Source organism: Celeribacter sp. SCSIO 80838 (assembly GCF_056498065.1).
In genome coordinates, this window is sequence record NZ_JAZKMA010000001.1 from 324,413 (window position 1) to 350,253 (window position 25,841).

General features: G+C 60.1%; 25 protein-coding genes. 8 read left to right on the forward strand and 17 right to left on the reverse strand.

Going from position 1 to position 25,841, the window contains the following annotated elements; genetic code table 11:
* Positions 1–39: 39 nt before the first annotated feature.
* The 16 genes from V1475_RS01510 to V1475_RS01585 all read right to left on the reverse strand — a co-directional run bounded on the left by V1475_RS01510 (position 40) and on the right by V1475_RS01585 (position 18,005).
* Positions 40–1,557 carry a tripartite tricarboxylate transporter permease gene (locus V1475_RS01510; protein WP_434290383.1) on the reverse strand — a complete coding sequence of 506 codons (1,518 nt, stop codon included), beginning with the start codon at positions 1,555–1,557 and terminating at the stop codon, positions 40–42.
* A gap of 11 nt (positions 1,558–1,568) precedes the next feature.
* Entirely contained in the window at positions 1,569–2,084 is a 516-nt protein-coding gene (locus tag V1475_RS01515; protein ID WP_434290381.1) for a tripartite tricarboxylate transporter TctB family protein, read from the reverse strand.
* A gap of 66 nt (positions 2,085–2,150) precedes the next feature.
* Positions 2,151–3,137 carry a Bug family tripartite tricarboxylate transporter substrate binding protein gene (locus tag V1475_RS01520; RefSeq protein ID WP_479411335.1) on the reverse strand — a complete coding sequence of 329 codons (987 nt, stop codon included), beginning with the start codon at positions 3,135–3,137 and terminating at the stop codon, positions 2,151–2,153.
* A gap of 306 nt (positions 3,138–3,443) precedes the next feature.
* A complete protein-coding gene (locus tag V1475_RS01525) occupies positions 3,444–4,499 on the reverse strand; it encodes an FAD-binding oxidoreductase (protein ID WP_479411336.1) in 1,056 nt (351 codons plus the stop codon).
* Positions 4,492–5,565, reverse strand: coding sequence for an apurinic/apyrimidinic endonuclease family protein (locus V1475_RS01530; protein WP_479411337.1), 1,074 nt, complete (start codon positions 5,563–5,565; stop codon positions 4,492–4,494). The genes V1475_RS01525 and V1475_RS01530 overlap by 8 nt, the downstream gene beginning before the upstream one ends.
* A gap of 49 nt (positions 5,566–5,614) precedes the next feature.
* Positions 5,615–6,685 (reverse strand): aromatic ring-hydroxylating dioxygenase subunit alpha, encoded by a 1,071-nt coding sequence (locus tag V1475_RS01535; RefSeq protein WP_479411338.1) that lies wholly within the window; start codon positions 6,683–6,685, stop codon positions 5,615–5,617.
* Positions 6,686–6,902: 217 nt separating this feature from the next.
* Complete coding sequence (locus V1475_RS01540; protein WP_479411339.1) at positions 6,903–7,385, reverse strand: MarR family winged helix-turn-helix transcriptional regulator; 483 nt, start codon at positions 7,383–7,385, stop codon at positions 6,903–6,905.
* A 33-nt stretch (positions 7,386–7,418) separates the two neighbouring features.
* Complete coding sequence (locus tag V1475_RS01545) at positions 7,419–7,865, reverse strand: MarR family winged helix-turn-helix transcriptional regulator (protein WP_479411340.1); 447 nt, start codon at positions 7,863–7,865, stop codon at positions 7,419–7,421.
* Positions 7,866–8,228: 363 nt separating this feature from the next.
* On the reverse strand, positions 8,229–9,398 hold the full coding sequence (locus V1475_RS01550; RefSeq protein ID WP_479411341.1) for a M20 aminoacylase family protein: 1,170 nt from the start codon (positions 9,396–9,398) through the stop codon (positions 8,229–8,231).
* Position 9,399: 1 nt separating this feature from the next.
* On the reverse strand, positions 9,400–9,894 hold the full coding sequence (locus V1475_RS01555) for an L-2-amino-thiazoline-4-carboxylic acid hydrolase (RefSeq protein WP_479411342.1): 495 nt from the start codon (positions 9,892–9,894) through the stop codon (positions 9,400–9,402).
* Positions 9,891–11,189, reverse strand: coding sequence for an NAD(P)/FAD-dependent oxidoreductase (locus V1475_RS01560; RefSeq protein WP_479411343.1), 1,299 nt, complete (start codon positions 11,187–11,189; stop codon positions 9,891–9,893). Before V1475_RS01560 ends, V1475_RS01555 begins: the two co-directional genes overlap by 4 nt.
* The gene (locus V1475_RS01565; RefSeq protein ID WP_479411344.1) at positions 11,189–12,814 is read right to left on the reverse strand and encodes an aminotransferase class V-fold PLP-dependent enzyme; all 1,626 of its coding nucleotides are present in this window, start codon (positions 12,812–12,814) and stop codon (positions 11,189–11,191) included. The genes V1475_RS01560 and V1475_RS01565 overlap by 1 nt, the downstream gene beginning before the upstream one ends.
* A 9-nt stretch (positions 12,815–12,823) precedes the next feature.
* Entirely contained in the window at positions 12,824–14,470 is a 1,647-nt protein-coding gene (locus tag V1475_RS01570) for an ABC transporter ATP-binding protein (protein ID WP_479411345.1), read from the reverse strand.
* Entirely contained in the window at positions 14,467–15,342 is an 876-nt protein-coding gene (locus V1475_RS01575; protein WP_479411346.1) for an ABC transporter permease, read from the reverse strand. Before V1475_RS01575 ends, V1475_RS01570 begins: the two co-directional genes overlap by 4 nt.
* On the reverse strand, positions 15,339–16,316 hold the full coding sequence (locus V1475_RS01580) for an ABC transporter permease (RefSeq protein ID WP_479411347.1): 978 nt from the start codon (positions 16,314–16,316) through the stop codon (positions 15,339–15,341). The genes V1475_RS01575 and V1475_RS01580 overlap by 4 nt, the downstream gene beginning before the upstream one ends.
* Before the next feature lie 93 nt (positions 16,317–16,409).
* A complete protein-coding gene (locus V1475_RS01585) occupies positions 16,410–18,005 on the reverse strand; it encodes an ABC transporter substrate-binding protein (RefSeq protein WP_479411348.1) in 1,596 nt (531 codons plus the stop codon).
* A gap of 198 nt (positions 18,006–18,203) precedes the next feature.
* Between V1475_RS01585 and V1475_RS01590 the strand changes: the two genes are divergently transcribed.
* The 3 genes from V1475_RS01590 to V1475_RS01600 are packed head-to-tail and all read left to right on the forward strand — an operon-like array spanning position 18,204 to position 20,312.
* Entirely contained in the window at positions 18,204–18,914 is a 711-nt protein-coding gene (locus tag V1475_RS01590; RefSeq protein WP_479411349.1) for an SDR family oxidoreductase, read from the forward strand.
* 28 nt (positions 18,915–18,942) lie between these two features.
* Positions 18,943–19,803 (forward strand): VOC family protein, encoded by an 861-nt coding sequence (locus V1475_RS01595; protein WP_479411350.1) that lies wholly within the window; start codon positions 18,943–18,945, stop codon positions 19,801–19,803.
* Entirely contained in the window at positions 19,800–20,312 is a 513-nt protein-coding gene (locus V1475_RS01600) for an Lrp/AsnC family transcriptional regulator (protein ID WP_479411351.1), read from the forward strand. Before V1475_RS01595 ends, V1475_RS01600 begins: the two co-directional genes overlap by 4 nt.
* A 20-nt stretch (positions 20,313–20,332) precedes the next feature.
* Here V1475_RS01600 and V1475_RS01605 read toward each other — a convergent pair whose 3' ends face one another.
* Complete coding sequence (locus V1475_RS01605; protein WP_479411352.1) at positions 20,333–21,235, reverse strand: LysR family transcriptional regulator; 903 nt, start codon at positions 21,233–21,235, stop codon at positions 20,333–20,335.
* A gap of 351 nt (positions 21,236–21,586) precedes the next feature.
* Between V1475_RS01605 and V1475_RS01610 the strand changes: the two genes are divergently transcribed.
* The 5 genes from V1475_RS01610 to V1475_RS01630 are packed head-to-tail and all read left to right on the forward strand — an operon-like array spanning position 21,587 to position 25,840.
* Complete coding sequence (locus V1475_RS01610; RefSeq protein ID WP_479411353.1) at positions 21,587–22,366, forward strand: 5-oxoprolinase subunit PxpA; 780 nt, start codon at positions 21,587–21,589, stop codon at positions 22,364–22,366.
* Positions 22,367–22,395: 29 nt separating this feature from the next.
* On the forward strand, positions 22,396–22,629 hold the full coding sequence (locus tag V1475_RS01615) for an acetyl-CoA carboxylase (RefSeq protein ID WP_479411354.1): 234 nt from the start codon (positions 22,396–22,398) through the stop codon (positions 22,627–22,629).
* 1 nt (position 22,630) lies between these two features.
* Positions 22,631–24,007, forward strand: a complete 1,377-nt coding sequence (locus V1475_RS01620) for an acetyl-CoA carboxylase biotin carboxylase subunit (protein WP_479411355.1) — start codon at positions 22,631–22,633, stop codon at positions 24,005–24,007.
* Positions 24,004–24,879: a 5-oxoprolinase subunit B family protein gene (locus tag V1475_RS01625; protein WP_479411356.1), complete on the forward strand. Its 876-nt coding sequence runs from the start codon at positions 24,004–24,006 to the stop codon at positions 24,877–24,879. Before V1475_RS01620 ends, V1475_RS01625 begins: the two co-directional genes overlap by 4 nt.
* Positions 24,869–25,840, forward strand: coding sequence for a 5-oxoprolinase subunit C family protein (locus V1475_RS01630; RefSeq protein ID WP_479411357.1), 972 nt, complete (start codon positions 24,869–24,871; stop codon positions 25,838–25,840). The genes V1475_RS01625 and V1475_RS01630 overlap by 11 nt, the downstream gene beginning before the upstream one ends.
* The last annotated feature ends 1 nt before the right edge of the window (position 25,841 follow it).

The following is a 25,841-nucleotide window of genomic DNA, read 5'->3' on the forward strand; positions in this document are numbered from 1 at the left end:
GACCCAAAGCTCAAGCGTATTTATTATTCAAATTAATAATTAAAACACCTTCTTGATACTCAAAGCGGAACCAGAACGCAGCTTTGCCCAGCCCCGTTTCAACAGGGGAAGAGATACGAGGACCACACAGATGACAATCAACGTGGCCGAGATCGGACGCTCCAGAAAGATCGTCCAGGAGCCGCGGCTGATCATCAGGCTGCGGCGCAGGTTTTCCTCGAGGATTGGGCCGAGGATCAAGCCAAAGGCCAGCGGCGTGACTGGCAGACTGAGGCGCGAGAACACGAACCCCACCACCCCGAAGGCGATCATCACATAGACGTCGTTCATGTCGTTGCGGATCGCGAAGGCGCCGATCACACAGAAAACCGCAATGAAGACATACATGAGCTGTGGCGGGATTTTGGTCACCAACACGGCAGCGCGGATCATGCCGAGGCCGATCACCAGCGTAGCGACAAGCGCCAACAGCACGGAAACGTAAATCCACGACACAAACGTCGGGTTGCTGGCGAACAGAAGCGGGCCTGGCGTCAGCCCATGGACCATCAACGCGCCCATCAAAACGGCCGTGATCGTGTCGCCCGGAACACCCAAAGCGATCAGCGGAATGAGAGAACCGCCAACGGAGGCGCTGTTTGCGGCCTCGGGCGCCACCAAACCGTCCGGATGCCCGGAACCGAATTTCTCCGGCTCCTTCGACAGGCGACGCTCCTGCGCATAGGCGATGGAAACCGCCACGGCGGAACCTGCCGCCGGGATCGCACCGATGAACGTCCCGATCACAGACCCGCGCAGCATGACTTTCCAGCGCGAGGTCAGCTCATGCATCGGTAAAAGCACCTTGCCGATCTGCGGCCGCGCCTTGGGCGCGCCACCAAACCCCACAAGGTTTTGCAGGATTTCGCCAAGACCGAACAGGCCGATGATCACCGGGATCAGGTTCAGCCCCGATTGCAGCATCGGCGTGTTAAGCGTCATGCGCTGCGCATCGGTCAGCGCATCGAAGCCGATCATGCCGAGCGCCACACCGATAAAGCCGACGACGGAGGCCACAAGCGTGGAACCGTTGGAGGCAAAGGACAGCATGACGATGCCGAAAAGCGCCACGGCGGCAAATTCAGGACTGCGGAAATTGGTGGCAAATCCCGCAAGCACCGGCGCCAGAAGGACGAGCATCGCAAGCCCCACCATGCCGCCGATGGTCGAGGCAACGAGTGCGAAATTGAGCGCATGCCCCGCCCGCCCCTGTTGTGCCATCGGGTAACCGTCGACCTGGGTGAAAATCGAGGCTGGCGTACCGGGCAGCTTCATCAGGATGGCCGAGATCGAGCCGCCATAGACGCTCGACATGAAAATCGAGATCAGGAACAGGATCGCAACGCCCGGGTCCATAGCAAAGGTCACGGGCATCAGAATTGCGAGCGCCATGGTCGAGGAAATCCCAGGGATCGCACCCAGCACAAGGCCCAGCACCGTGCCCAGAACCACAAGGCCAAGCATCATCGGGTTGGAAACGAAGCCGAAAAGCACATCGGCGAAGGAAGAGAGTAGCATGGCAAGCCCGATCAGACAGGAAGTGGCAGAGTCAAGAGACGCACGAAGATCAGATTGACGAAGAGCGCCGCGCCCGCGCCAAACAGCAGCGCTTCGATCACATGGCGCAGCGCATGGCCCCGCACTGTGGTCAGAAGCACGTAAATCCAGACCATGGAGAACAGAGCAACGGCGAAGGTCGTTCCAAGCGCGCGCATCCCCGTCGGCATCATCAGAAGCGAGATCACGAACGCGATCGACAAGGCCCAAGCCCGCGCGGTTTCGACCAAGCGATAGGTTGGCGTAAAGCTCTCGCCCTGATCTCGAAAGCCCCAGAGCCCCAAGACGAACAACAGCCCACCCGCTATCACGAGAACCATCAGACATAGGCCGATCAGGAAAAACGGTCCCGGGTCGCCCGGCATCGGCATACCGGAATACATATTCCGGCTTTGCTGCAACATGAGCCAGCCAATCCCGGCCAACAGCAGGAAAAACAGACCGACAGCGAGGGTCTTGCGCGCAGATCCATCAATGGGCGGACTCATATCGGGCTCCTTGGGTCACTGGCCTGGGTAAATTTTGGGACGGAGGCACCTCCGTCCCGGGGAGGATCAGTCGCGCTTCAGCTCAGGCGCAACCAGACCGGCTTTGTCGAGGAGCGGGTAGACCAGTTCTTCCTGCTTGGCGAGTTCTGCGGCGGCGCCTTCGGCCCCGAGCGGGCGCAACACCAAACCGTTCTTGTCGGCGGCAGCCTTGAACCCTTCGCTGTTCACAGCGGCCAGAAGCCCCTCTTCGAGCTTGCGGCGCACATCTTCCGGGATGCCTTTCGGCGCCACCATCATGACGAAATCGTTCACCACGATGTCATAGCCCTGCTCTTTGAAGGTCGGCACATCGGGCAACTTCGGGTGACGGGTCTCGGAGGCCACACCCAGCACATTCACGGTGCCCGCATAGGTATGCTCAAGAATCGGCGGGATCGGCAGGGTCGCGGTCTGAACCTCACCAGTCAAAAGCGCGGTAACGGTCGGCGCGTGTCCCGGATAGGGCAGTTTCATCATCTCGACGCCGAGCGCCTCGGGGATCACCTCAGCGAAGACGAAGGAATTGCCCCCTTGCGGATCGTTGCCGTTCATCAAGGCCATCGGATCTTTCTTCATCGCTTCGATATAGCCTTCGAGCGTGTCGATGCCGGTGGAAGCGGCGATCTCAAGCGCGCCGGGTTCGTCGCTGATGTAAACGATCGGATCGAGAGCGTCGAGCTTGGGCGCGCTGGTGTTCATGTAGGATTGCGACACGGCATGCAGCCCCATCACACCGATGGTATAGCCATCGGGTTTGGCGTTGACGATGTGGCGCATGCCGGTGGAGCCGCCCGCGCCGGTGACGTTGTCGACCACGACTGCGGCGTCCATGATGGTGGAAAGCTCATGCCCGATCAGACGGGCCACAAGGTCGTGACCGCCGCCTGCGGGCCAGACCACGGTGATGTGGATCGGCTCGCTCGGGTAGGCATCTTCGGCCATGGCGGCACCGAACGGCAGCGCAGTCGCGGCAGTCAGACAGAAGGCGGAGGCAAGGAGATGGCGTCGTTTCATGGGGTCCCTGTTGTTTTCTAAAGTGTAGCAGGTGCGAGCAGACAAAGCCCACCCGGGCGCAACCCGCACCATGCGGATCGCAGCGTTGGTATCTCGTCATTTGGGCCTTTGAAGGCGGTGCGATTAACTGTTGGAGTTCTCAGCCCTTTGCGGGTCTTTTGCTCCGTGACAGGATCAGAAAAGCGCAGCCAATATCGTTTGCATAGAAACAAATTATTCGACCGTATAATTTTCCGCTCCCCGTGTTGTTAATCCACGGATTTGCACATAATTTAATCATACACACCGAATTGCAGGCAGGTGATATTACAAATCGAGCGTCACATCGCCTTTCGGGACGGAACAGCAGAGGAAGATTTCCCCCTCCTCCGGCGAATCGATCAAATCTTCCGTATACGCAACTTCTCCGCTGAGCTTGCGGCACGCGCATGTCCCACATATACCGGATCTGCATTCGAATTCCGGTCTCAGGCCTTGGGCCTCGGCGAGCCCCAAAAGGTTGTCACTCGAACCATCCCAAGCCACCTCCAGGCCGGATTTCACGAAACGCACCACCGGACTGGCTCCGATTTCTGTCACACCTGTGACAACTGCCTCAGGCAGCGTAGACCGTTTTGCCTCTTTTTTTACCGCAGATACCCCACCTCCAAAGGTCTCCTGATGGATTTCCGCATCCGGTACGCCGAGAGACACCAAAGCTGCCCGCATGGCCGACATGAACCCGTCAGACCCGCAAAGATAGACGTGATAGGCATCGAGCGGCAGAAGCGCGCGCAATGTCTCACGAGACAAAAGGCCAAGCCCCTGACAACGCCCCGCAGCCACATCCGTCTCGCCCCCTTCGGCATAGGCCACATAGCCTCTTACATTCGGCGCACTGGTCACGATCTCTGCGACCTCATCGGCAAAGCTGTGCTCGGTCGCAGACAGGCAGGCATGAACGAAATAGACGGGCCGCTCCGGTTGGCGCGCCAGAACGGAGAGCATCGAGAGCGCCGGGGTGACCCCGATGCCGCCCGTCAGCAACAGCACGGGCCGCGCATCGTCGGCCAGCACGAACTTGCCACGCGGACGCTCCACCGCAATGCGCGCACCAACCTGCACCTCATGCAGGAAGCGCGAACCGCCCTTGCCATTCGGTTCGATCTTGACACTGATCCGGTAGCCGCCGTGATCGGCAGGATCGGAAGAGATCGTGTAAGTCGCAAGCTTGCGCTCCGGCAGATCGAGCCGCAATGGCAGGTGCTGGCCCGCCAAGAAGGGCTGGAACGCACCCTCCACGACTTTCAGCCGCAGAGAAATCACGTTCTGGCTTTCCTGCACCCGCCCGACCACTTCGAGCATCATCGACGCATCAGCCATGAGCGCCTCCCTGCGGCAAGCCAAGCGCTGCCATTTCATCGCGCAGAAACCGCGCAATCGCGGCATTCTGGCCAATGAGGGAAAATTTTGCGCCATCGGCATAGTCGGTGAGATTGATCATCTCCGTGGTGATCACTGCCAACCGGCTTTCCGGCGCTTCGGCATGGTATTTCAACATTTTGCGCGCCACATGCTTGCAGGGCTCAAGCCGCCAGGCCTCCCAAGACGAATGCCATTCGCCGGGCACCGGACGGGTAAACGGATAGAGGATCGCGCGACCGTATTCGCCTTCGCGCGCCCGCTGATAAGGGTCGTCGGGCACGCCCGCCGCGCCATTGGAGTTGTCATGTTTGGACCAGAGGTTGCGCGGCCCCGACGGCGTCACGGAGCGCAGCTGGAACCACCGCACCAGCCCCGCATCGAGCCATTGATCCACCAAATTGCCCGGCTCATACGGGTCGAGCACGACCCGCCCGGCAGCGACATCTTCGCGAATACCGGACACGTCCAGCTCCGCATCATCACCCATCTTGAACAGCATATGCGAGTAATCGAGCGTCAGGTTGAACGGGATGCCCAGCTTGTCCGCCCCCTCGGCCACAGTGGCGACGCGGCGCGGATCTTCGCTCCACATGTTCACATGCAGCTCGAAACAGGGCTCAATCCCGATCTCCTGCCCCAACCCCCAAGCATCCGCCCAGGCGCGAATGACCTCATCATCCGTGACCCAGCGCTTTTCACTGTGCCAGTTGTAGACCATCATATTGTGGAACTTGGCACCCACCTTCACCGCACGCTCCATATTGGCGCGAAGGGCGGGCAGGTAGCTCTCACCCAAAGCGTAAACGCCGCTGGCGGTGGTCACAGGGAGATTGTTGGCCGCACTGAGCTCAAGAAAGGCCTCGACCTCATCCGCCATCGGCAGACGGTCGAAGAAATCGAACACCCCGGCGTTTGCGACCATGGCAAACTGCTCGGAGAGCGGCGGCTCGGTGAATGAGACGGGGCGTTCGGGCGAGGAGGCTTGGGCTCCGCGACCGTTACACCCGATAAGAACGGGGGTCATAATCTTGCTTTCAGATAGAGGTGCCGAGGCCAAAGCCCCGGCAGATCGGTCAGTCGTGATAGACGAAGGACGGGTTCGGCTCAGAGGAGGCATCCACCGTACGCTCACGCTCCAGCATCTCAGAGATACGCTTGCGATAGACCATCGGACCACGGTCGATGGCAATGCGGATCGGGCGACGTTTCTGCGGCGCCTGTTCTTCGGCATGCACGGCTTCGAGAATGTCTTTGTCTTCGTCAAAGGCGACACGGAACATGGCGTCGATCTGTTGCGACGCCTCCCCGGTCTCAACAGCCGTGTTGCGCAGGTGCATCCAGCGGTCGATGGTGTAGCCCTCCGTGACCGGCGTCATGAAATGTAGCGCGAAGATGCGGTTGCCGTCGTCGAAATTGTCTTCGGTGATGCCATCGGCCACATTGGCAGAGCCGAAATCAATCACAGCAATCGACGGCTGATACAGGTGGTAATAGTGCCAGCGATCCACATTGCCCTCGAACCCGCCGAATTTCTTGAAGAAGCTGATCGGCTCGGCATCGCGAATCCAGCGCCATGCGGTGATCGCCTCGCCTTCGGTAGAGACATGCACCGGAATGTTTTCCGAGGCGGAGTTGCCCAGAGTGGTCGGGTGGACAAAGCTGACATGCGCCGGATCGACAAGGTTTTCTGCGACGTTCAGATAGTTCGACTCGATGTGCAGCGCATCGCCATGATGGGCGTGCCATTTCGGATCGGCAAACTGCGGCATGTCGAAAATGTCGTCGGGGTTGGCGCGATGCGCATCGCCCATCCAGATCCAGACAATGCCGTGACGCTCGAACGTCGGATAAGCATCGACATAGGCCGAGGCCGGGATTTTGTCCTGCCCCGGCACGCGGGTGCATTTGCCATCCGCACCGAAGGTCAGACCATGATACCCACATTGCACCGTATCCCCGATGCGCTTGCCCTTGGAAAGCGGCAGAAGGCGGTGCGGACAGCGATCTTCGAGGGCTGCCACCTGGCCATCGGTACGGCGGAACAAAAGCACCGGATCTCCGAGGATCGTGAAGCGGCGCAGCTCGTCGTCAATCTCAGAGGACCACGCGGCGACATACCACGCATTGCTGACCAAAGTCGTCATATCAAATTCCCTTTTAGCTGGCGTGTGCGCTGGATCAATTAATGCGTACTAAAAATATTTGATCCAGATCAAAATCAAAAATACTGCCATTTATTTGCATACAAACGATATGATTGTATAAATTTTACGCAAAAATTGACACAAAAGACGCAAAAACCGTGCGAACTGAGTCCCGTGCGGTCATATTTTTATTTTAGTACGTAGTTATTTCGAGCCATTATTGCGGCTCATCCGTGCCTGTCAGCACCTTGCGCAGCAACTCCATGAACAACGTCTGCTCAATCGGCGTGAGCGGCGCCAGCAATTCTTCACCTGCGCGCAGACTGACCGGCACATGATCGGTCGCACAGGCTCGCCCCGCCTCGGTCAGTTCAATCACAGAGGCGCGCTGATCATCCTTGCTGCGGCTCTTCTTGATCAGCCCGTCTTTTTCGAGCTTGCGCACCACGACCGTCGTCGTCGACGGGTCCATCGAAGTCAGCCGCCCGAGATGGCTTTGCGCCACCGGCCCCATCTTGAGCAAGGTCACAAGGGCAACGAATTGCGTCACCGACAGGTTCGGCGTCGACACCGCCTGAGTGAAAAGCTGCGCGCCGCGCTGATGCACACGCCGAACGAGTTGCGCCGGGTGGTTGCGGGGATCATAGGCCTCGATCTGCTCCGCACTCACCTCGACCGGTCGCGCCTCATTCTCAGCCATCGCATCCACCCTCTCGACGCTCCACGCCCAATCTCAGCTGATCTTCTCGAGAAGCGCAAGCAGGGTGCGCCGCTCCGACGCATTCAGCGGCCCAAGCGTCTCTTCGGTGATCGCCTGCATCACAGGTACGCAATCCGCAATCAGCGCCCTGCCCGCGTCGGTCGCACTCAGAAGATACCGCCGACGGTCCTCTTCATCCTTTTCCGTCACAATCAGACCACGCGCCTCAAGCCGGTTCACCACGCCTTTCGTGGTCGCCGCATCCATCGCGGCGGAACGACCCAGCGCATTCTGCGACTGCGGCCCTCTGGCCATGGCGAGACGATAGAGGGTCGAGAATTGTTGTGGCGTCAAACTGTCCATCCGCTCTGCGAAAATCGTCATGTGACGCTGATGCGCCCGGCGCAGCACAAAACCAATTTGCTCATCCAGCACATAGTTCGGCTTGTCATCCTCGGTTTTCAAAAGGGGCTGCCCCATCGTGTTTGTCATCGACATCTGATCCAAATTGTCTTGCTGATCGCTCAAAACTTTTTCCACCGTAGCGTCTTAGGAGCCAAAGCTCCAGACGGACCCTGTCCTCTAACGGATCGACCTTCCCGATGACCCACAGATGAGCAACTTCCGGGGCGACAGAATGCTCACCTTGCACAACTCAGCGGCAGAGCCGTCCCGTTTCCCCTAAAGAACCGCCGCCATTTATGAGGCGGACCTCCGCCCCCCCCCCCAATGGTCCACCGGACTTAAACGCCTGACTGACAAGACCTTGTCACGTAGCATGATCGTATGAAATCGCGCCGAACCTGTCTGACCCGGCGCGTCTTGCCCCCTGTACGGCGACGATCAGCCCAACGGCAAACGCTGGCGCACAAGTGTGGTCCAATAAGAACCGCCCCAGGCAATCACATCGTCATTGAAATCGTATTGCGGGTGATGCAGTGTCGCCGACGGGCCGTTGCCGACATTGATCATCGCGCCGGGCACCTCGTTGAGCATGAAAGAGAAATCTTCCCCGCCCAGCGTTTGTGGCATATCGAGATGGACATTCTCGACGCCCGCCACCTCTTGTGCGGCCTTCGCGGCCAGCGCGGTTTCGCGCTCATGGTTGACCGTCACAGGATAGTGGCGCAGGTATTCGGTCTTACCCACCGCTCCAAACGCCGCCGCGATATTCGCGACCATCGAGGTGATGCGCTCCTCGATCATATCGCGGACCTCTTCGCGAAGCGTCCGCACCGTGCCCGTCATGGTGACGTCCTGAGGAATGACGTTGAACGCATTGCCCGCCTGAATGGTGCAAAGCGAAATCACCGCGCTGTCGATCGGGTCCATATTGCGCGAGGTCAGCGTCTGAACCGCCTGCAACAGCGCCCCCGCGATTGGCAGAGGGTCGATGGTCTGATCTGGGCGCGCCGCATGGCCACCCCGCCCTGTGATGGTAATTTTCACCTCATCGACCGAGCCCATGATCGGCCCCGAATTGATGGTGAATTGTCCGACCGGAAGGTTCGGACGGTTGTGCATACCGTAGACCTCGTTACAGGGCCAGCGGGTGAACAACCCGTCTTCGATCATCGCCCGCGCACCTGCGCCGCCCTCTTCGGCGGGTTGGAAGATCACCACCACAGTGCCGTCAAACGCCCGACTTTCCGCGAGATGCCGCGCGGCGCCCAGAAGCATGGTCGTGTGACCGTCGTGTCCGCAGGCGTGCATTTTCCCAGGGATTTTAGAGGCATAGGGCTTGCCGGTTTCTTCCACAATCGGCAGCGCATCCATGTCAGACCGCAGCCCGATGGTGCGCCCGGAAACAATGCTCTGGCCCCGGATCACCCCGACGACGCCCGTGCGCCCGATGCCCTCATAGACCTCGTCGACCCCAGCCGCACGGAGCGCCTCGGCCACCTTCTGCGCCGTGCGTTCCACGTCATACAAAAGCTCGGGGTTCATATGCAGATCGCGGCGAAACTCCGTCAGATCGGCAACCTGTTTGGCGATCCAATTCTCGACAGCCATCTCAGGCCTCCTTTTTCATTCTGTAACGGAAGTCACAGTGGCTTGCGCCTTTCATGATCGTCTGGGTCCGGGTCATTTCGATCTCCGGGTTGTAGCCGATGCAGAAATCACCATCGCGATTGCAGGACAGAAGGTGGCCAATGTCGCCCAACCCCATCTCCTGATACATCTCCGCGTATCGGCATTTCACCACGTTGAAATCCATCTTTTCTTCGGACATCTCGATGGTCTCAATCCGCAGCGCATCTTCGCGGGTCCAGTTCGGCTGGATCGCGGCGAAATCGGTCAGGTCCGGGGCATGGCCAAGTTCCTCGGCCAGCATCGCGCCCTGTTCGATCGCGGATTTCGACACGGCGGCATCCAGCACAGCCTCGGCTTCGTCCCGACCAGAGCGTTCCGTGATGACGTCGAACACATGCTTGAGGATCATCGCCTCAATCCGGCGACGCAAAAGGATCGGAACGTCGTTCAGCTCCATCTTTTTCTCATCTGTCATAGGTTTACTTCCTTGTGGTCCTGACGTTTGAGCCAGGCCAGATAGGTGGGGGCAAAGCCGCGCACAAAGCCGTGCACCGGGAAAGGATGTGGCTCGGTCACCGGCAGGGCAAGCTCGTCCTCAGGCTGGCCGGTGGCGGCGCGGGCCAGTTCGCGGCCCAAAGAGGTGCCAAGCGCCACACCGCGCCCGTTGCAGCCGATCCAGGCCCAGCCATCCGGGCCGAGTTTGTGAATGCGCGGGAAACGGTCCCAATTCATGCCGATATAGCCGGACCAGACATGGGTCATTTCCGGCACGCCAAGCTCGGGAAAGGCCTCCGCAAGGTTCTTCGCGGCTTTCTTGCGCACACGGTTGGCGACATCGAAGGAGCCCATCACGGCCCCGCCGGTGATCAGACGGTTGCGTGCATCATAGCGGAAAAACCGCAAATCGCCGCGCGTGTCCGACACGGCCTGACGGCCCGGCAGGATTTTTTGACGCAGGTTGTCGCCCACCGGCTCCGTCGCCATTTGCCAACTCAGCACCGGCACGACAGACTGCGCAATGCGGGGCGCGAGACGGGGGGCAAGTTCGCCTGTATAGGCGTTGGTCGCGAGGATCAAAGCGCGAGCCTTAAGCGTGCCATTGGCAGTCTTGATCACCCATTCATTGCCCACACGCGCAAACGAGGTCACCGGGCTTTCCTCATGGATCACCGCGCCCAGATGCTCTGCCACCCGCGCCATTTCGCGCGCCAAGGCCAGCGGATTGATATGGCCGCCCGTCGGGTTGTACATCCCGCCATACCAGAAATCGGTGCCGAGCAGATCGGCACATTGCTTGGCGTCCTTCAACTCCGCCGGAAAGCCGTAGCGCGACCACGCCTCGACGCGTTTCGCCGACAGTTTCACACGACCGGGGCTATGGGCGGGTTGGAACCAGCCGTTCTGTTCGGCCTCCGCCTGCATGTCAAACTCGCGCACGAGATCAAAGAGCACATCGCCCGAGTTGCCGATGAGCCGCACCATGCGCTTGCCCGCCTCGCCATAGCGCGACACCCAAACGTCCGGCTCGGCAGAGGTGAGGATCGGAATAACTTGACCGTTGTTGCGGCCAGAAGCGCCCCAACCGACAGCCTTGCCCTCAAGCACCGTCACCGCATGGCCGCGTTTGCGGGCCTCGATGGCGGCGGACAGCCCGGTGAAGCCTGCGCCAATGATGGCGACATCCGTTTCTTCCACACCCGAGAGGGGCGCGGACAGGGGGCGTTCGGGGGCTGTGGCAGCCCAGAGGGATTTTGGAAATTCGACAGACATCAGGCCGCTCCTTCCGTGGTCAATCCAATCACTTCCTGCGGCAGCCAGAACCAGCGCAGGGCTTCCTCTTCGTCCGAAAGGGCCGGGCCATTTTCGCAGATCAAACCTTTCGCGCCAGCCGCGAGATCTTCGGCCTGCGCGAGGCAGGTTGGAAAATCGGGCACCGTCTCATCCACCACCCCTTGGGCTTGCCAAAGTGCGGAGAGCGCGGGGGGACAGGTGTCCTCGAACTTGGGCGTGGCGCGCCAGATGCCCTCGACCGCATCCAAACGGTAATAGGCCAGCATGTCGAGGCCATGATCGGCCACAAACCGGATGGCCGCGGCGATCTTATCCACGTCTTCGTCGTCGAAGAACCAGTTCACGCCGAACCTTGCCCAGCCGGGACGGAAGATCGAATGACCGTGCTTTACAACGGCTTCATGGCGCGCACTTTTCTGTGGATCGATGCCCAAAAGCGCATGCCCGTACGGCCCGGCACAGGAACAGCCGCCACGGGCCTGAATCCCAAACAGATCATTGAGCAAAGCCACGACATAGTTGTGGTGCAACAGCTTGCCTTTGACCCGCAGGTTGAACGAGAAAATCCCCAGACGCGGCACATTGGACGGCCCCAAAAGCTCCATTCCCGGAATGGCGCGCAGCGCGTCTTCCATGCGACGGGTCAGAACCGTTTCGCGGGCCTCGACGCGGGCTTCGTCCATATCGCGTTTGAGCTGCATCACCATGCCCGCGCGGATGTTGTCGACGATGGCGGGCGTGCCGCCTTCTTCGCGGTGTTCCGGATCGGAAATGTAGCTATGACCCTCAGAGGTGACATAGCTGACTGTGCCGCCGCCCGTCAGCGTCGGGCGCGTGGTGTCAAAGAGGCTCCGTTCGGCAATTAGCACACCGGACGCCCCCGGCCCGCCCGGGAATTTATGTGGCGAGATCACGGCCGCGTCGATCCGGTCGCCTGCACCCTCAGAGGTTGCCGAGAGTTCCACCGGCATATAGGGCGCAGCGGCGGCGAAATCGGCGATACAGAAAGCCTCATGCGCATGGAGCAGCCTGGCGATGGCCCGCAGATCGGTGCGCACGCCGGTGACGTTTGAGGCGGCAGAAAATGCGCCGATCTTGAGCGGCGCGTCGGCATGGGCTTTCAGGGCCTGCTCCAGCGCTTCAAGACAGATTGTGCCCGCTGCGTTCAGAGGAATGCGCACCAATTCCGCGCCACTTTCGCGCCAGGGCAGATCGTTGGAGTGATGCTCATAGGGGCCCACGAAAACGACGCCTTCGGAAAGCCCCTTCATGGCAAAGGCCCGCACCAGCTTGTCGACTGCGCCGGTCGCACCTGAGCCGGTGAAGATCACCGCGTGGTTCTCGTCCGCATCGACCGCCGTGCGCACCGCTTCGCGCGCCATTTCCCGGAGCTGGGTGGTGCGGCGCCCCACGAAAGAGGTCTCGGTGTGCGTGTTGCCATAATAGGGCAGCACATGGGTGCGGATCGCATCCTCGATAAAGCCAAGCGCGCGGCCGGAGGCGACGTAATCGGCATAGATCAACGCCCGCGGACCGAAGGGGCCGGACATCGCCGCCCCTTCGCCGATCAGAGCGCTGCGGATATCTTTGAATTCCAGTGACATGGTAAAACCTCAGGCAACATCCGCGCGCAGCGACGGGGGTGTCCAGTCGCGGCCCGGAATGGAAGAGAGCAAATTCTGCGTGTAGGGGTGCTGTGGATTGGCGAAGACCTCGGCGGTCAGGCCGCTTTCCACAATCTCACCCTTTTGCATGACGATGATCCGGTCGCAAAGCTGAGCCGCGACGCGCAGATCGTGGGTGACGAAGAGCAAGGACAGGTTAAGCCGGTCGCGCAGGTCTGCGAGCAGCTTCAACACCTGCGCCTGCACCGACACGTCGAGTGCGGAGACCGGTTCGTCGGCGACGATCACCTTGGGTTCCAAAGCCAGAGCACGGGCGATGCCGATGCGCTGACGCTGACCGCCGGAGAACTCATGCGGGAAGCGGTTGGCGGCGGCAGGGGACAGCTCGACCAGCTCCAAAAGCTTTTTCGCATCTTCGCGGGCTTTTTTCGGGTCCGCCCCATGGACGATAGGCCCTTGGGCGATGAGATCGACCACGCGCTTGCGCGGGTTGAGCGAGGCCATCGGGTCCTGGAACACCATCTGAATGTGCTGCCGCAGCGCGCGCAATTCCTTGGGCTTGGCGGCCAAAAGATCGGTGCCATCAAGTTCGACAGAGCCCTGATCGCATTCCAAAAGCCGCGTGACAATCCGCGACACAGTGGTCTTGCCGGAGCCGCTTTCGCCCACCACGCCAAGGGTTTCGCCCTGACGCAGTTCAAAGGATAGGTCCTTGACCGCCGTCACCGCTTTGCGTTTGCCGGACAAAAGACCACCACGCGCGGCGAAGGCCTTTTTGAGGCCAGTGCCTTTCAGGACGACAGGGGCCTCAGAGGCGGCTTTGACCGGCGGCGGGGTCAGCGCGGGCACAGCGCCGATCAGCGCGCGGGTATAGGGATGTTGCGGGTGGTTCAGAACGGCATCGGTGGGGCCGCTTTCCACCAATTCGCCGCGACAGAGCACAGCGACCTTATCGGCGATCTCCGCCACCACGCCAAAGTCGTGGGTGATGAAGAGGACACCCGCGCCCTCTTCTTCTTGCAGCTCCCGAATGAGTTTCAGGATTTGCAACTGGGTCGTCACGTCGAGCGCCGTAGTCGGTTCGTCCGCGATGATCAGTTTCGGCGAAAGCACCAAAGACATGGCGATCATCACGCGCTGCCGCTGACCGCCGGAAATTTGGTGCGGATAGGCATTATAGGCCGAAGCGGGTTCCGGGATATGAACGCGTTCGAGCATCTCGATGGCGCGGGCTTTGCGCTCGGCTTTGGTCATCCTGGTGTGCAGGCGCAGCACCTCGTCGATCTGCCAGCCCACGGTTTTCTGAGGGTTGAGCGCGGTCATCGGCTCTTGGAAGATCATCGAAATATCGGCGCCGCGCAGTTTGCGCATCTCGGCATCGGTTTTCCCGCGAAGTTCTTCGCCCATGAACCGGATCGCACCGCCGGTCACACGCACATGCGGTTCCGGCAAAAGGCCCATGATGGCCCCGGCGCAGAGCGATTTGCCAGAGCCGCTTTCGCCGACGAGGCAGACGATTTCGCCCGCTTCGATGGTCAAATCAAGCCCTTCGAGCGCATAGGGACGGTCCGCACCTTTTGGCAGGGAAATCTGTACCTTGCACAGTTCGAGGACGGGAGGAGGTGTCTTGGTCATTTCTTCTGCCTCGGATTGAGTGCGTCGTTCAGCCCCTCGCCCAGAAGCGAGAAAGACAGCACGGTGAGGATGATCGCGATGCCGGGGATCACGGCGCAATAGGGGTCAGAGCGCAGCACGGCGCGGCCTTGGCCGATCATATTGCCCCAGCTCGCATAGTTCGGATCGCCCAGTGCGAGAAAGGCCAGCGCGCTTTCCATCAGGATCGACAACGCCATGATGACGGAGGCGTAAACCACGATCGGCGGCATGGCATTGGGGAGGATTTCGCGAAAGATGATCGAGGTATTCGACACGCCCAAATTGCGGGCGGCATCGACGAATTCGCGGTGGCGCAGCGACATGAATTCTGCGCGCACCATGCGGGCGGGGGCTGTCCAGCTGACGATGCCGATGGCGATGGTGATCCATTCGATTTTCGACCCCATGATGGCGACGAGCGTCAGCAAGAGGACAAAGTTCGGGATGGTTTGAAAGGCCTCGGTGATGCGCATCAGCACGTCATCGACCCAGCCGCCGAAGTAGCCCGCCAGCGCGCCGATCACGACGCCGATGACGATGGCCACGAGGGTCGCGACCACGCCGATCAAAAGCGAGATACGCGCGCCGTAGAACACGCCGGAGAGCACATCGCGCCCCAACTGATCGGTGCCCAAGGGCGTGTCCCAGTTCATGAAGGGCGGGGTGAGCGGCTCGCCCGCGCGGCGGAGCGGATCGCCGGGATCGATGAGGCCTGCGGTCAGTGCCATCAGCACGACGAGGGCAAAGAGAAAGAGGCCAAGCAGAGCGGCGCGGTTGCGTTTGTAGCGGCGCCAGAACATCACATAGCGCGGCGGCTCGGGCGGGGCGATTTCAGTATCGGCGAGGGTCATGCGAGTTCGATCCGGCTGTCGAGACGTGCGTAAAGCAGGTCGGTGAGGAAATTGACGACGACGACGATGATGGCACAGAGGAAGATGATACCCATCAAAGTGTTCATGTCGCGCTGCACGACGGACTGGTAGGCAAGCTGCCCAAGCCCCGGCAGGGTGAAAATAGTTTCAACCACGATGGAGCCGCCCAGAACGGTGGAGAACTGAAGCCCCAAAAGCGTGACCACGGGCAAAAGCGCGTTGCGCATGATGTGGTGGATCATGAGGCGGCCTTCGCGAGCGCCCTTGGCGCGGGCCGTGCGGACGTAATCGAGATCAGCGACTTCCATCACGGAGGCGCGCATCAGGCGCAGATAGAAGGCGAGATAGATCAGCGACAGCGCGGTCGTCGGCATCACAAGGTGGCGCACCACGTCCCAGACGTGATCCCAGCCGGTGTAAAAGGCGGCGATGGTTTTAATCCCCCCGACCGGCAGCCAGCCGAGTTTCACAGAGAAGACCAGCATCAGCATGAGCGAGAGAAAGAACGACGGAGTCGCGTAGAATACGAGGCCCAAGATGGAGATCAGGTTGTCGGTCGCGGAATAGGCGCGGCGGGCAGCAATGGCGCCAAGCACAATCCCCGCAACAAACGCAATGCTCAGAGATGTCGCCATCAGCATCAGCGTGGTGCCGAGGCGCTCCATCAAAACGGTGGACACCGGTTGTTCATAGACAAAGGACCAGCCGAAATCGAAGGATGCCAGCTTAACCATGTAACGCCAAAGCTGCACCCATACGGGCTGATCGAGACCGTATTCGGCCCGAAGCCGTGCGATAAAGGCGGCGTCGGCCCCGCCCATGTCGCCCACAAGCGCATCGACCGTGTCGCCAGGCGCAAGTTTGAGCAAAAGAAACGTGCCGATCATGATCAGGATGACCACAGGAATCGCCTGAACGAGACGCCTCAGCGCATAGGTCAGGATCGGGGGCATATGCAGAGTCATTGTCTTTGGAGCCTTCGGGATCATAGGCGAAAAGGGAAAAGGGCGGGCGCGAAGGGGAGGCACGCCCGCCAGAATGTCAGATCACTGTTCGAGCCAGAGGTCGTACCAGCTCGACGAATTCCACCGCGGCGTGTTGTGGTGGTTGTGGAGCTTGTTCGAGGTGACCGAGATGAACGGGTGTTCGATCGCGAAGATCACCGGCAATTCTTCCATCTCGCGCTTCTGGATTTCGTGATACATCGCGGCGCGTTTCTCGACATCGAGCTCGGACGCGGCGGCGTCGATCATTGCGTCCATTTCCTCGTCCTTCCAACCGAACTGGTTGGTCCAGGGCGTGCCTTCCGGCTGACCGGAGCGCAGCCACACCATGGTGGAAACGGCCGGGTCGGAGCGGAACTGGTGCCAGCCGTTCGCGGTGTCAAAGTCGTGATCACGATAGACACCGTTGAGGAACCCAGGCGCATCGTTCGTGAGGATCTCGACGTCGATACCGATCTCTTTCATCGCCTGCGCATAATACTCGGCCCAAAGCTGGGTGTATTCCCCCCAAGGCGCCGGACGATGGCGCAGCTGGAACCGGTAGCCGTCATCCTTGACCGGATATCCGGCCTCGTCGAGCATCTTCTTGGCGAGTTCCGGATCGTAATCGTAAGTCGGCACGTCATCCGTATAGTTGACCTCATCGGCGCTCGGGATCGGTCCGCGACCGGGCTTGGCGAACCCATGCATGATCGTCTTGATCGCATAGTCGATGTCCAACCCGTGATACATCGCCTGACGCACTTTCAGATCGGCAAGGATCGGGTTGCGGTGATTGAACTCGACGGTGGAGTGGGCGACGTTGTTTTCATAGCCCATGGTGCCGACCGTAAAACGGTCATCCTTGCTGAACCGGTCGACATCGGCCATGGACACGCCGATGAAACCCGATTCCTGCACTTCGCCCGCTTCCAATGCGGCAGCTGCGGCAGATTTGTCCGTGATGAAACGCCAGACAATGCGGTCGAGATAGGGATAGCCTTCACGCCAATAATCTTTGTTCTTCTCGGCCAGAACATACTGTCCACGCTCATATTCGACGAATTTGAACGGGCCAGTGCCGACGGGGGCGGTGTTGTATTCGTTCTGGAGAATATCCGTGCCTTCAAACAGGTGTTTTGGCACCGGATGGCCCAGATCGGGCATAGCGGCGACGAACAGCTCAAGCGGCATCGGCTTGGAATAATTAAACACCGCCGTGTGCGGGTCCGGGCAATCGACGCTTTCGAGATTGGCCTGAAGTGCCGAGGAGTAGTTCAGGAGTTTTTTCCAAAGCTCAATTGCGGAAAAGGCCACGTCATCGCAGGTGAAGTCCACGCCATCGTGCCATTTCACCCCTTCGCGCAACTTGAGCGTGATCGTCAGACCATCGTCGGAACCGGACCATCCGGTCGCCAGAACCGGCTCATAGCCCTCATAGCTCTTGTCGATCAGCGGCTCCATGATCTTGCCGGTGATGTTGTAGACGCCGGTGGAGGCGCGCAGACCCGGATTGAGAATGCGCTGTTCGGAAATCATGTGAATGACGGCGGTGCCGCCCTTCTGGACCTCTTCTTCCGCATAGGCCGCAAAGGCCACGGAACTCAGAGCCCCGGTCATGGCGAGCGCCAGCCCTGCCTGTTTCATCTTAAAAGTCATCTTTTCTGGTTCTCCCGGTCGGTTGATCGCCCGTTTCCGGGCCTGTGCGGTCGTGTTGTCCCCTCACCTGACGGAAGCTCTCCGCATCCGTCAACATCAAAAACCAACTTATGAAGCAAGATTGGAAAAAAATTCTACACAATGATTAAATATTGGTGTTAGCATTCCTCTTAATCTAAAAACACTGGGACAGAACACATGAGCAAAACTGCATGGATCACCGGCGCGGGCTCCGGCATTGGTGCGGCCATGGCGCGGGGCTTTGCCAAGGCCGGATATCGCGTTGCCCTGACGGCGCGGGGCCGTGAGAGCCTGGAGGCCGTCGCCGCCACCCTGCCCGATCCTGACGCAGCTCTGATTCTCCCCGGCGACGTCACTGATCGCGCGGGCATGACCGAGGCTGCGCGAAAAATCGCGGACTGGGCGGGCGGGTTACATGTGCTCTGTAACAACGCCGGGCTGAACATCCCGAAACGCAGCTGGGCCGATCTCGACTGGGAGAGCTGGGATCGGGTGGTCGACGTGAATATCACCGGCGCGCTCAACGTGATTGCCGCCTGCCTGCCGATCATGCGCGCCCAGAAAGACGGCGTGATGATCCATACGTCGAGCTGGGCCGGTCGCTTTCACTCACCGGTGAGCGGCGTGGTTTATGGCGCGTCGAAACATGCGCTCTCCGATCTTTCGCTCAGCCTCAACGATGAGGAAGGCAAAAACGGCATCCGCTCCACCGCCCTTTGCCCCGCCGAGGTGGCGACGCCGCTTCTCGCCAAACGCCCCGGCTTCGACGCCGAAAAAATGGCCGCGATGATTCAGCCGGAGGACATGGCGAAAACCGCGTTGTTCGTCGCCGAAATGCAGCCCGGCATCTGCCTGCCGGAAATCGTCCTGTCCCCCGTTCGCACCTGACATCCCCAGACACCAAAGAGAAACGCACATGCCCCATCCCGTCAAAGGCATCGACCATTGCTTTGCCCTCGTCGACGATCTCGACGCCGCCGCCGCGCAATATAAAGCGCTTGGCTTTACCCTCTCGCCACGCGGCACCCATTCCGCGGCCAAAGGCACGGCGAATTACACCATCATGTTCCCGGACGATTACTTCGAACTCTTGGGCATTCTGACGCCGACCGAGCTGAACGCCGCGCGCCGGGAGACTTTGGCCACCATGGGACAGGGGCTTCATGCCATCGCCTGCCGGATCGACGATGCCGAAGCCGCCGCCAAGGCGCTTGGCGATCTGGGCATCACCACGCAGGGGCTCAGCATCTTCTCCCGCCCGGTGCCGCTGCCCGATGGCGCCGAAGGCATCGCCGCCTTTTCCACCGTCAGCTTTACCCCCGACGAGACCCCGTTTGGCATGGTCTTCATGTGCCAGCACAAAACCCGCGAGACGGTTTGGATTCCCGAACTCCTGGACCATGCCAACACCGTTTGCGGCATTGAGGCGATCCTCGCGATCTCCGAGACGCCCGAAGAAGATGCGCCCCGCTTTGCCCGACTTTGGGCGGAAGGCACGGTCCATTCGGAAGACGGGCTTACAACGATCGAGACCGGCCCGAACTCCGCACCTCTGATCCTTGCGACCGCCGCGCGCATGGCGGGGCTTTATCCCGGCATTGATCTTTCCGGCACGACGAAAGGCGCCTTCACCGCGCTGCGCCTCAAGGTCAGGGACCTCAATGCTGCAAAGCATTGCCTTACGGATGCGAATGTGACCATCTGTGAGACCATCTCCGGCCTCGCCGTTGGTCCCGAATTTTCAGCAGGTGTAATTTTGGAGTTTGTTTCCGCATGACAGCGACCCGCCCCCGCAAGACCGGATCGAAGCCGATCGAAAGCATGACCTTCGATGAGATCGACCAGCACATCTTGGCACTTTTGCAAGAGGACAGCGACACGCCGATTCAGGCGATTTCCGAGGCGGTGGGCCTGTCGACCAACCCGTGTTGGCGGCGCATCAAACGGATGGAAGAGGCGGGGGTGATCAAAAAGCGCGTCGTCCTCGTGGATCAGACCCGCGCCAACGTGCCCCTGACCGTGTTCATCGGCGTCAGCACCTCTCACCACGAGATCGACTGGCTCAACAGGTTTCGTGAACTGATCGACGAGATCCCCGAGGTGATGGAGGCCTATCGCCTGACTGGCACAGTGGATTACATCCTCAAGGTCGTGGTGCCGGACATGGCCTCCTATGATGCGGTTTACAAACAGATGATCCAGAAGCTCGAATTCAGTCAGGTCAATTCGATGATCTCGATGGAAGAGCTGAAATTCACCACGGCGATCCCGACGACCTACCTCTGAGGCATTCCCTGCTGCGGGGGTTAATGGCCCATCTGCGGCTCAAGGAACACTTCGGTGAAGTAGTCGTAAAACACCCGCGTCGCCTCGCTCCAGTCCTGCCCCTTGTGCCAGGCGAGGCCGACATCCATCGACGGGATCGCCAGATCGGTCGTCACCGTGCCGATCCGCCGCCCCTCAAGCGACCAGGGTCGGTGGACCATATCCGACAGGATCGTCACCCCCTGCCCGTTCGCGACCATGGAGCGCACGGCTTCGGTCGAGGAGGTCCGCAGCTTGACCTTGGGCGAAAGCCCCGTCGGCCCCCAGTATTTCATCGAAGTATGCGCCGCCTCATCGACCGTCAGCATGATGTAATCTTCCTCCGCGATTTCCTCAAAGCTCACCACGCCTTTGAGCTGAAGCGGATGGTTCTGCGGCACCCAGAGACGGCGCTGCGAGCGCAAAAGCGTCTGGGTCTCAAGCTCGGGATTGGCGGTGTTGGAGGTCAGCAAAACGGCCATGTCGAAGCGATTGGTGATCAGCCCCTCCTCAATACTCTCGCGGTTGAGCTCGCTGAGACGGATGTCGAGCTTGGGAAAGCGGTGGTTCAGCCGGTCGAGATGGTAGGGCAGGAAATAGCCGATCACCGTATAGGTGGCGGCGATGTTGATCGTGCCTTCGATCTCCGAATGGCTCTGCACCACGTTGCGCGCCATTTCGACCTTTTCCATGATCTCACGCGCCGCTCCCAACAGCTCCCGCCCCGGCGGCGTCAGTTCCATGCCATGGGCCGTGCGCACAAACAGAATCGCATCGAGATCCTGTTCCAATTCGCGTACCGCCGAGGTGATCGAGCTTTGCGAAATTCTAAGCTCACTCGCCGCGCGACTGACCTGACCGAGCTCGGCTGTGGCGATGAAATATTTAAGCTGACGCAGATTCATGTGAGCGATCCTGTTCGGAGTATCCGAAACTCTTCGGAGAGATATTTCAAAACATCCTGCCGCATCGTCTTGGAAACGTAAATTTCGATTTTGTACATATCTATTATCGGGAAAACAAAACTACCTTTGGGCGACTTCGTTTCAAACCTGCTCAATATGGCATCATTTACCTGTTTCGGACGATTTTTCCGTAATCCAATTTTCAAAAAATCATTCTGATTTTCCGATAATGCATCCGCTATTTTTTGAATTTTACAACACAAAGATTTTCCGCCGAGGATACCCCCAACGAAATTCAACCGTTTCGCCCAAGAGCCTCAGATCGAGGGCGGGACGTTTTAAGGACCGGACATGCGAAAGATCATCGATTTGAATTGCGACATGGGAGAGGGCTTCGGACATTGGGTTCTGAGCGAAGCCCCGGATGAAGAGTTGATGGCTCTGATTTCCTCCGCCAACATCGCGGCCGGGTTTCATGCCGGCGATCCGAACTCGATGGACCGGGTAATCAAACTGGCGCAGGCCTACGGCGTCGGCCTCGGCGCCCATCCCGGCTACCGCGATCTTCAGGGCTTTGGCCGCCGCTATATCAAAACGACGCCCGAAGAACTTGTGAACGACATCATCTATCAGGTCGGCGCGGTGCGCGAATTTGGTCGTCGCCACGGCATCCGTCTCCAGCACGTCAAACCGCATGGCGCGCTTTACATGGAGGCCGCCGTCAACGAAGAGCTGTCGCGCCATATGATCGAAAGTCTGGCGGCGATCAGCGGCGATCTCTTGATCTTCTGCATGGGCAGCTCGAAAACCTATGAGGTCGCCAAACGTCTGGGCCAGCCGGTGATCCGGGAGTTCTATGCCGATCGTGACTATGGCGACGACGGGTCGATTGTATTTACCCGCCGCGTCGCGCGCCCCGACCCGGAGGAGATCGCGCAGAAATGTTTGCGTGCTTGTGTCGAGGGCAAGGTGACAACGGTCACGGGCCAAGACATCGACATAGATTTCGAGTCGATCTGTTTCCATTCCGATACACCCGGCGCGCTCAACATCGGCCGCGCCATTCGCACCGCTCTCACAGAGAACGGTATCCATATCGCACCGGCTTCTGCCGTGCTCGAGACCGCCTGAAACCGGCTCCAACAACAGGGAACATCACAATGAGCGCTATCCAATCCCCCCTCCCCGGCACGTTTTACCACAAACCTTCCCCGGAAGAGCCGCCGTTCAAAGCGCCGGGCGACACCGTGGCTGTGGGTGACCAGATCGGCCTTGTCGAAGTGATGAAAACCTTCATCGCGGTGACTGCCGAAGTGGCCGGGACGTTCAAGGGCTATGTCGCGGAAGACGCCAGCCCCGTCACCGCAGGCGCTGTGCTGGCGGAGCTTGACTGAGATGGCCATCGAACGCCTGTTCATCGCCAACCGTGGGGAGATCGCCGTGCGCGTGGTGAAAGCCGCGAAAGCCCTCGGTATCCACACGATTCAGGCACATTCCGAAGCGGATACGGAGATGTTGGCCGTCAAGCTTGCCGATGAGGCGATCTGTGTCGGGCCCGCGCCATCGAAAGCCAGCTACCTGAACATCCCCGCAATCCTTGAAGCCGCCAAGGCCACGAATGCGGATGCGATCCATCCGGGCTATGGCTTTCTCTCCGAAAGCCCGGCCTTTGCCCGCGCCGTGGAAGAGGCCGGGCTGATTTTCGTGGGACCGTCTGCCGATACGATCGAGCGTATGGGCGACAAGGTCGCGGCACGTCAGGCCGCAGAAGCAGCCGGCGTTCCGGTCGTTCCGGGCTCCGATGGGCGCATTGATGTCTCAGAGGCGCTCACCGTGGCCGAGAAAATCGGTTATCCGGTGATGATCAAAGCCGCCGCCGGTGGCGGTGGTCGCGGCATTCGGATCGCGAAAGATGAGGCGGAACTGAAGACCCTCGCGCCCCAAGCCAAAGCCGAAGCCGAGGCCGCCTTTGGCGACGGAGGCCTCTATATCGAACGCGCGATCCTGTCACCGCGCCATATCGAGGTGCAAATCCTCGGCGATGGCGAGACGGCCGTGCATTGTTACGAGCGCGAATGCTCGCTGCAGCGGCGTCGCCAGAAGGTCTGGGAAGAAGCCGGGGCCATGTGTCTTGACGATGAGACCCGCGAAAGCCTTTGCGCCTCTGCCGTCGCACTCGCCAAGGCGGTGAACTATCGCGGCGCAGGGACGCTTGAGTATCTCTATGATGAGGCGGCGAATGAATTCTACTTCATCGAGATGAACACCCGCATTCAGGTCGAACATCCCGTGACCGAAATGGTCACCGGCGTCGATCTGGTGGCGGAGATGATCAAGGTCTGCGGCGGCGCCAAGCTGTCGATGACTCAAGATGAGATCAAAAAGACCGGTCACGCCATCGAAGTACGCCTCTGCGCCGAAGACCCGTTCATGAACTTCATGCCTTGGCCGGGTGTCGTGTCGACGCTGAAAGAGCCGAGCGGTGCAGGCGTGCGGTTCGATCACTTCCTGTCGGAAGGCTATCAAATCCCGCCTTTCTACGACTCGCTTTTGGGCAAGGTCATCGTCCATGCCGAGACGCGCGACGCGGCTATCGACAAGCTGGTCGACGCGCTCGAAAGCATGGAAATCGGCGGCACGAAAACCACCGCGCCGCTGCATCTTGCATTGGCTGCCGATCCGGAGGTGCGCAAAGGCGCCTTCCACACCCAATGGCTTGAGCCGTGGCTTGAGGCCGGAAACCTGTCCGCAACCAAAGGAGACGCCGCATGAAAACGCGTTACAGCTATGGCGGGGACGAGCATATCTATGTCGAGATCGACGATGAAATGTCGCTCGATGCCTTCTTCATCGCCCTGTCGCTTTCGAACATGGTGCGCGACGCCAATATCCCCGGCGTGACCGAGATTCTGCCCGCCAACGCCTCGTTCGAAGTGCGGTTCGACCCCGATGTGGTCGCGCCCGAAGCGATGATGGCGAAGATCAAGGAATTCGAACACAAGGCCGAGGTGCAGGAGAAACGCCTCGTCACCCGGATCATTGAAATCCCGGTCTATTTCCAGGACCCATGGACCCACGAAACCCTGATGCGGTTTCGCGAGCGCCACCAGGACCCGTCTGGATCGGATCTGGAATATGCCGCGCGGATCAATGGCTATGACAGCGTCGATGCGCTGATCGAGGCTTTCCATTCGCAGCCGTGGTTCGTCTCCATGGTGGGTTTCGTCGCGGGCCTGCCCTTCCTCTATCAACTCGTGGATCGCGACAAACAGATCGAAGTGCCGAAATACCTCCGTCCGCGCACCGACACGCCGCGCCACACGGTGGGGATCGGCGGCTGTTTCAGCTGTATCTATTCCGTGCGCGGCGCGGGCGGCTATCAGATGTTCGGCATCACGCCCATGACGATTTTCGATCCGGATCAGAAGGTCAGTTACCTCAAAGACTTCATGGTCTTTTTCCGCCCCGGCGACATCGTGAAATGGAAACCCATCGAACGCGAGGAATTCGACGCGATCACCAAAGGGATCGAGGACGGCACTTACACGCCGCGCATCGCCGAGGTCGCTTTTGATCTCGAGGCATTCAACGACGACATGACCGGCTTTAACGCCAAGCTGATGGAGGCCCTCAATGACGCTTGAGATCATCAAACCCGGGCTTGCGACGACCATTCAGGACCTTGGCCGCCCCGGCTATTTCCACCTCGGCATTCCCGAGGGCGGCGCGATGGATCGCCTCGCGTTTCGGGCCGCAAACCTGCTCGTGGGCAATGACGAAGGAGCGGCGGGATTGGAAGCCGTCTTCATGGGGCCGGAGATCAAATTCGGCGCCGAGATGAGCGTGGCCGTGACAGGCGCAGAGATGCCCATGTTCCTTGATGGTGAGCCGCGCGAGACATGGACCTCCTTTACCGTGAAACCGGGGCAGGTTCTGTCCTTCGGGTTTCTGAAAACCGGCGCGCGGATTTATATCGCCGTCTCCGGCGGCATCGCCACGGAACCTGCGCTCGGGTCGCGTTCGACCTATCCCATCGGCGCGCTTGGCGGGTTCGAAGGGCGCGCGATTGCTGCGGGCGATGTGATCCCCGTCGGCACCGGGTCCGTGGTGGCGGAGGGGCGCGTGGTCCCCGATGCGCTCCGCCGCCGCCCCGGCACCCCGGCTGTTCTGCGCGCTGTCACCGGGCTTTATTGGCACCGTCTCACAGAAAAATGCCAGAAGGCGTTTTTTGAAGACGATTGGGTGGTCGCGCCCGAGGCCGACCGCATGGGCTATCGTTTCCGGGGTGGGTCTCCGATGGAATTCGTGGATCGTCCGCAGCCCTTCGGCGCAGGCTCCGATCCCTCGAACATCGTCGACGGCTGCTATTCCTACGGCTCCATTCAGGTGCCCGGCGGGCTTGAACCCATCGTTTTGCACCGCGATGCGGTCTCGGGCGGGGGCTACTTTACCCTTGGCGCGGTGATTTCGGCGGATATGGACCTGATCGGTCAGCTCCAGCCAAACACACCGGTGAAATTCAAACGCGTCGAAATGGACGAAGCGTTGGCGGCCCGTGCCGCGCGCAAGACCATGATCGAAGACATTCGTCAGGCCCTCGCATGAG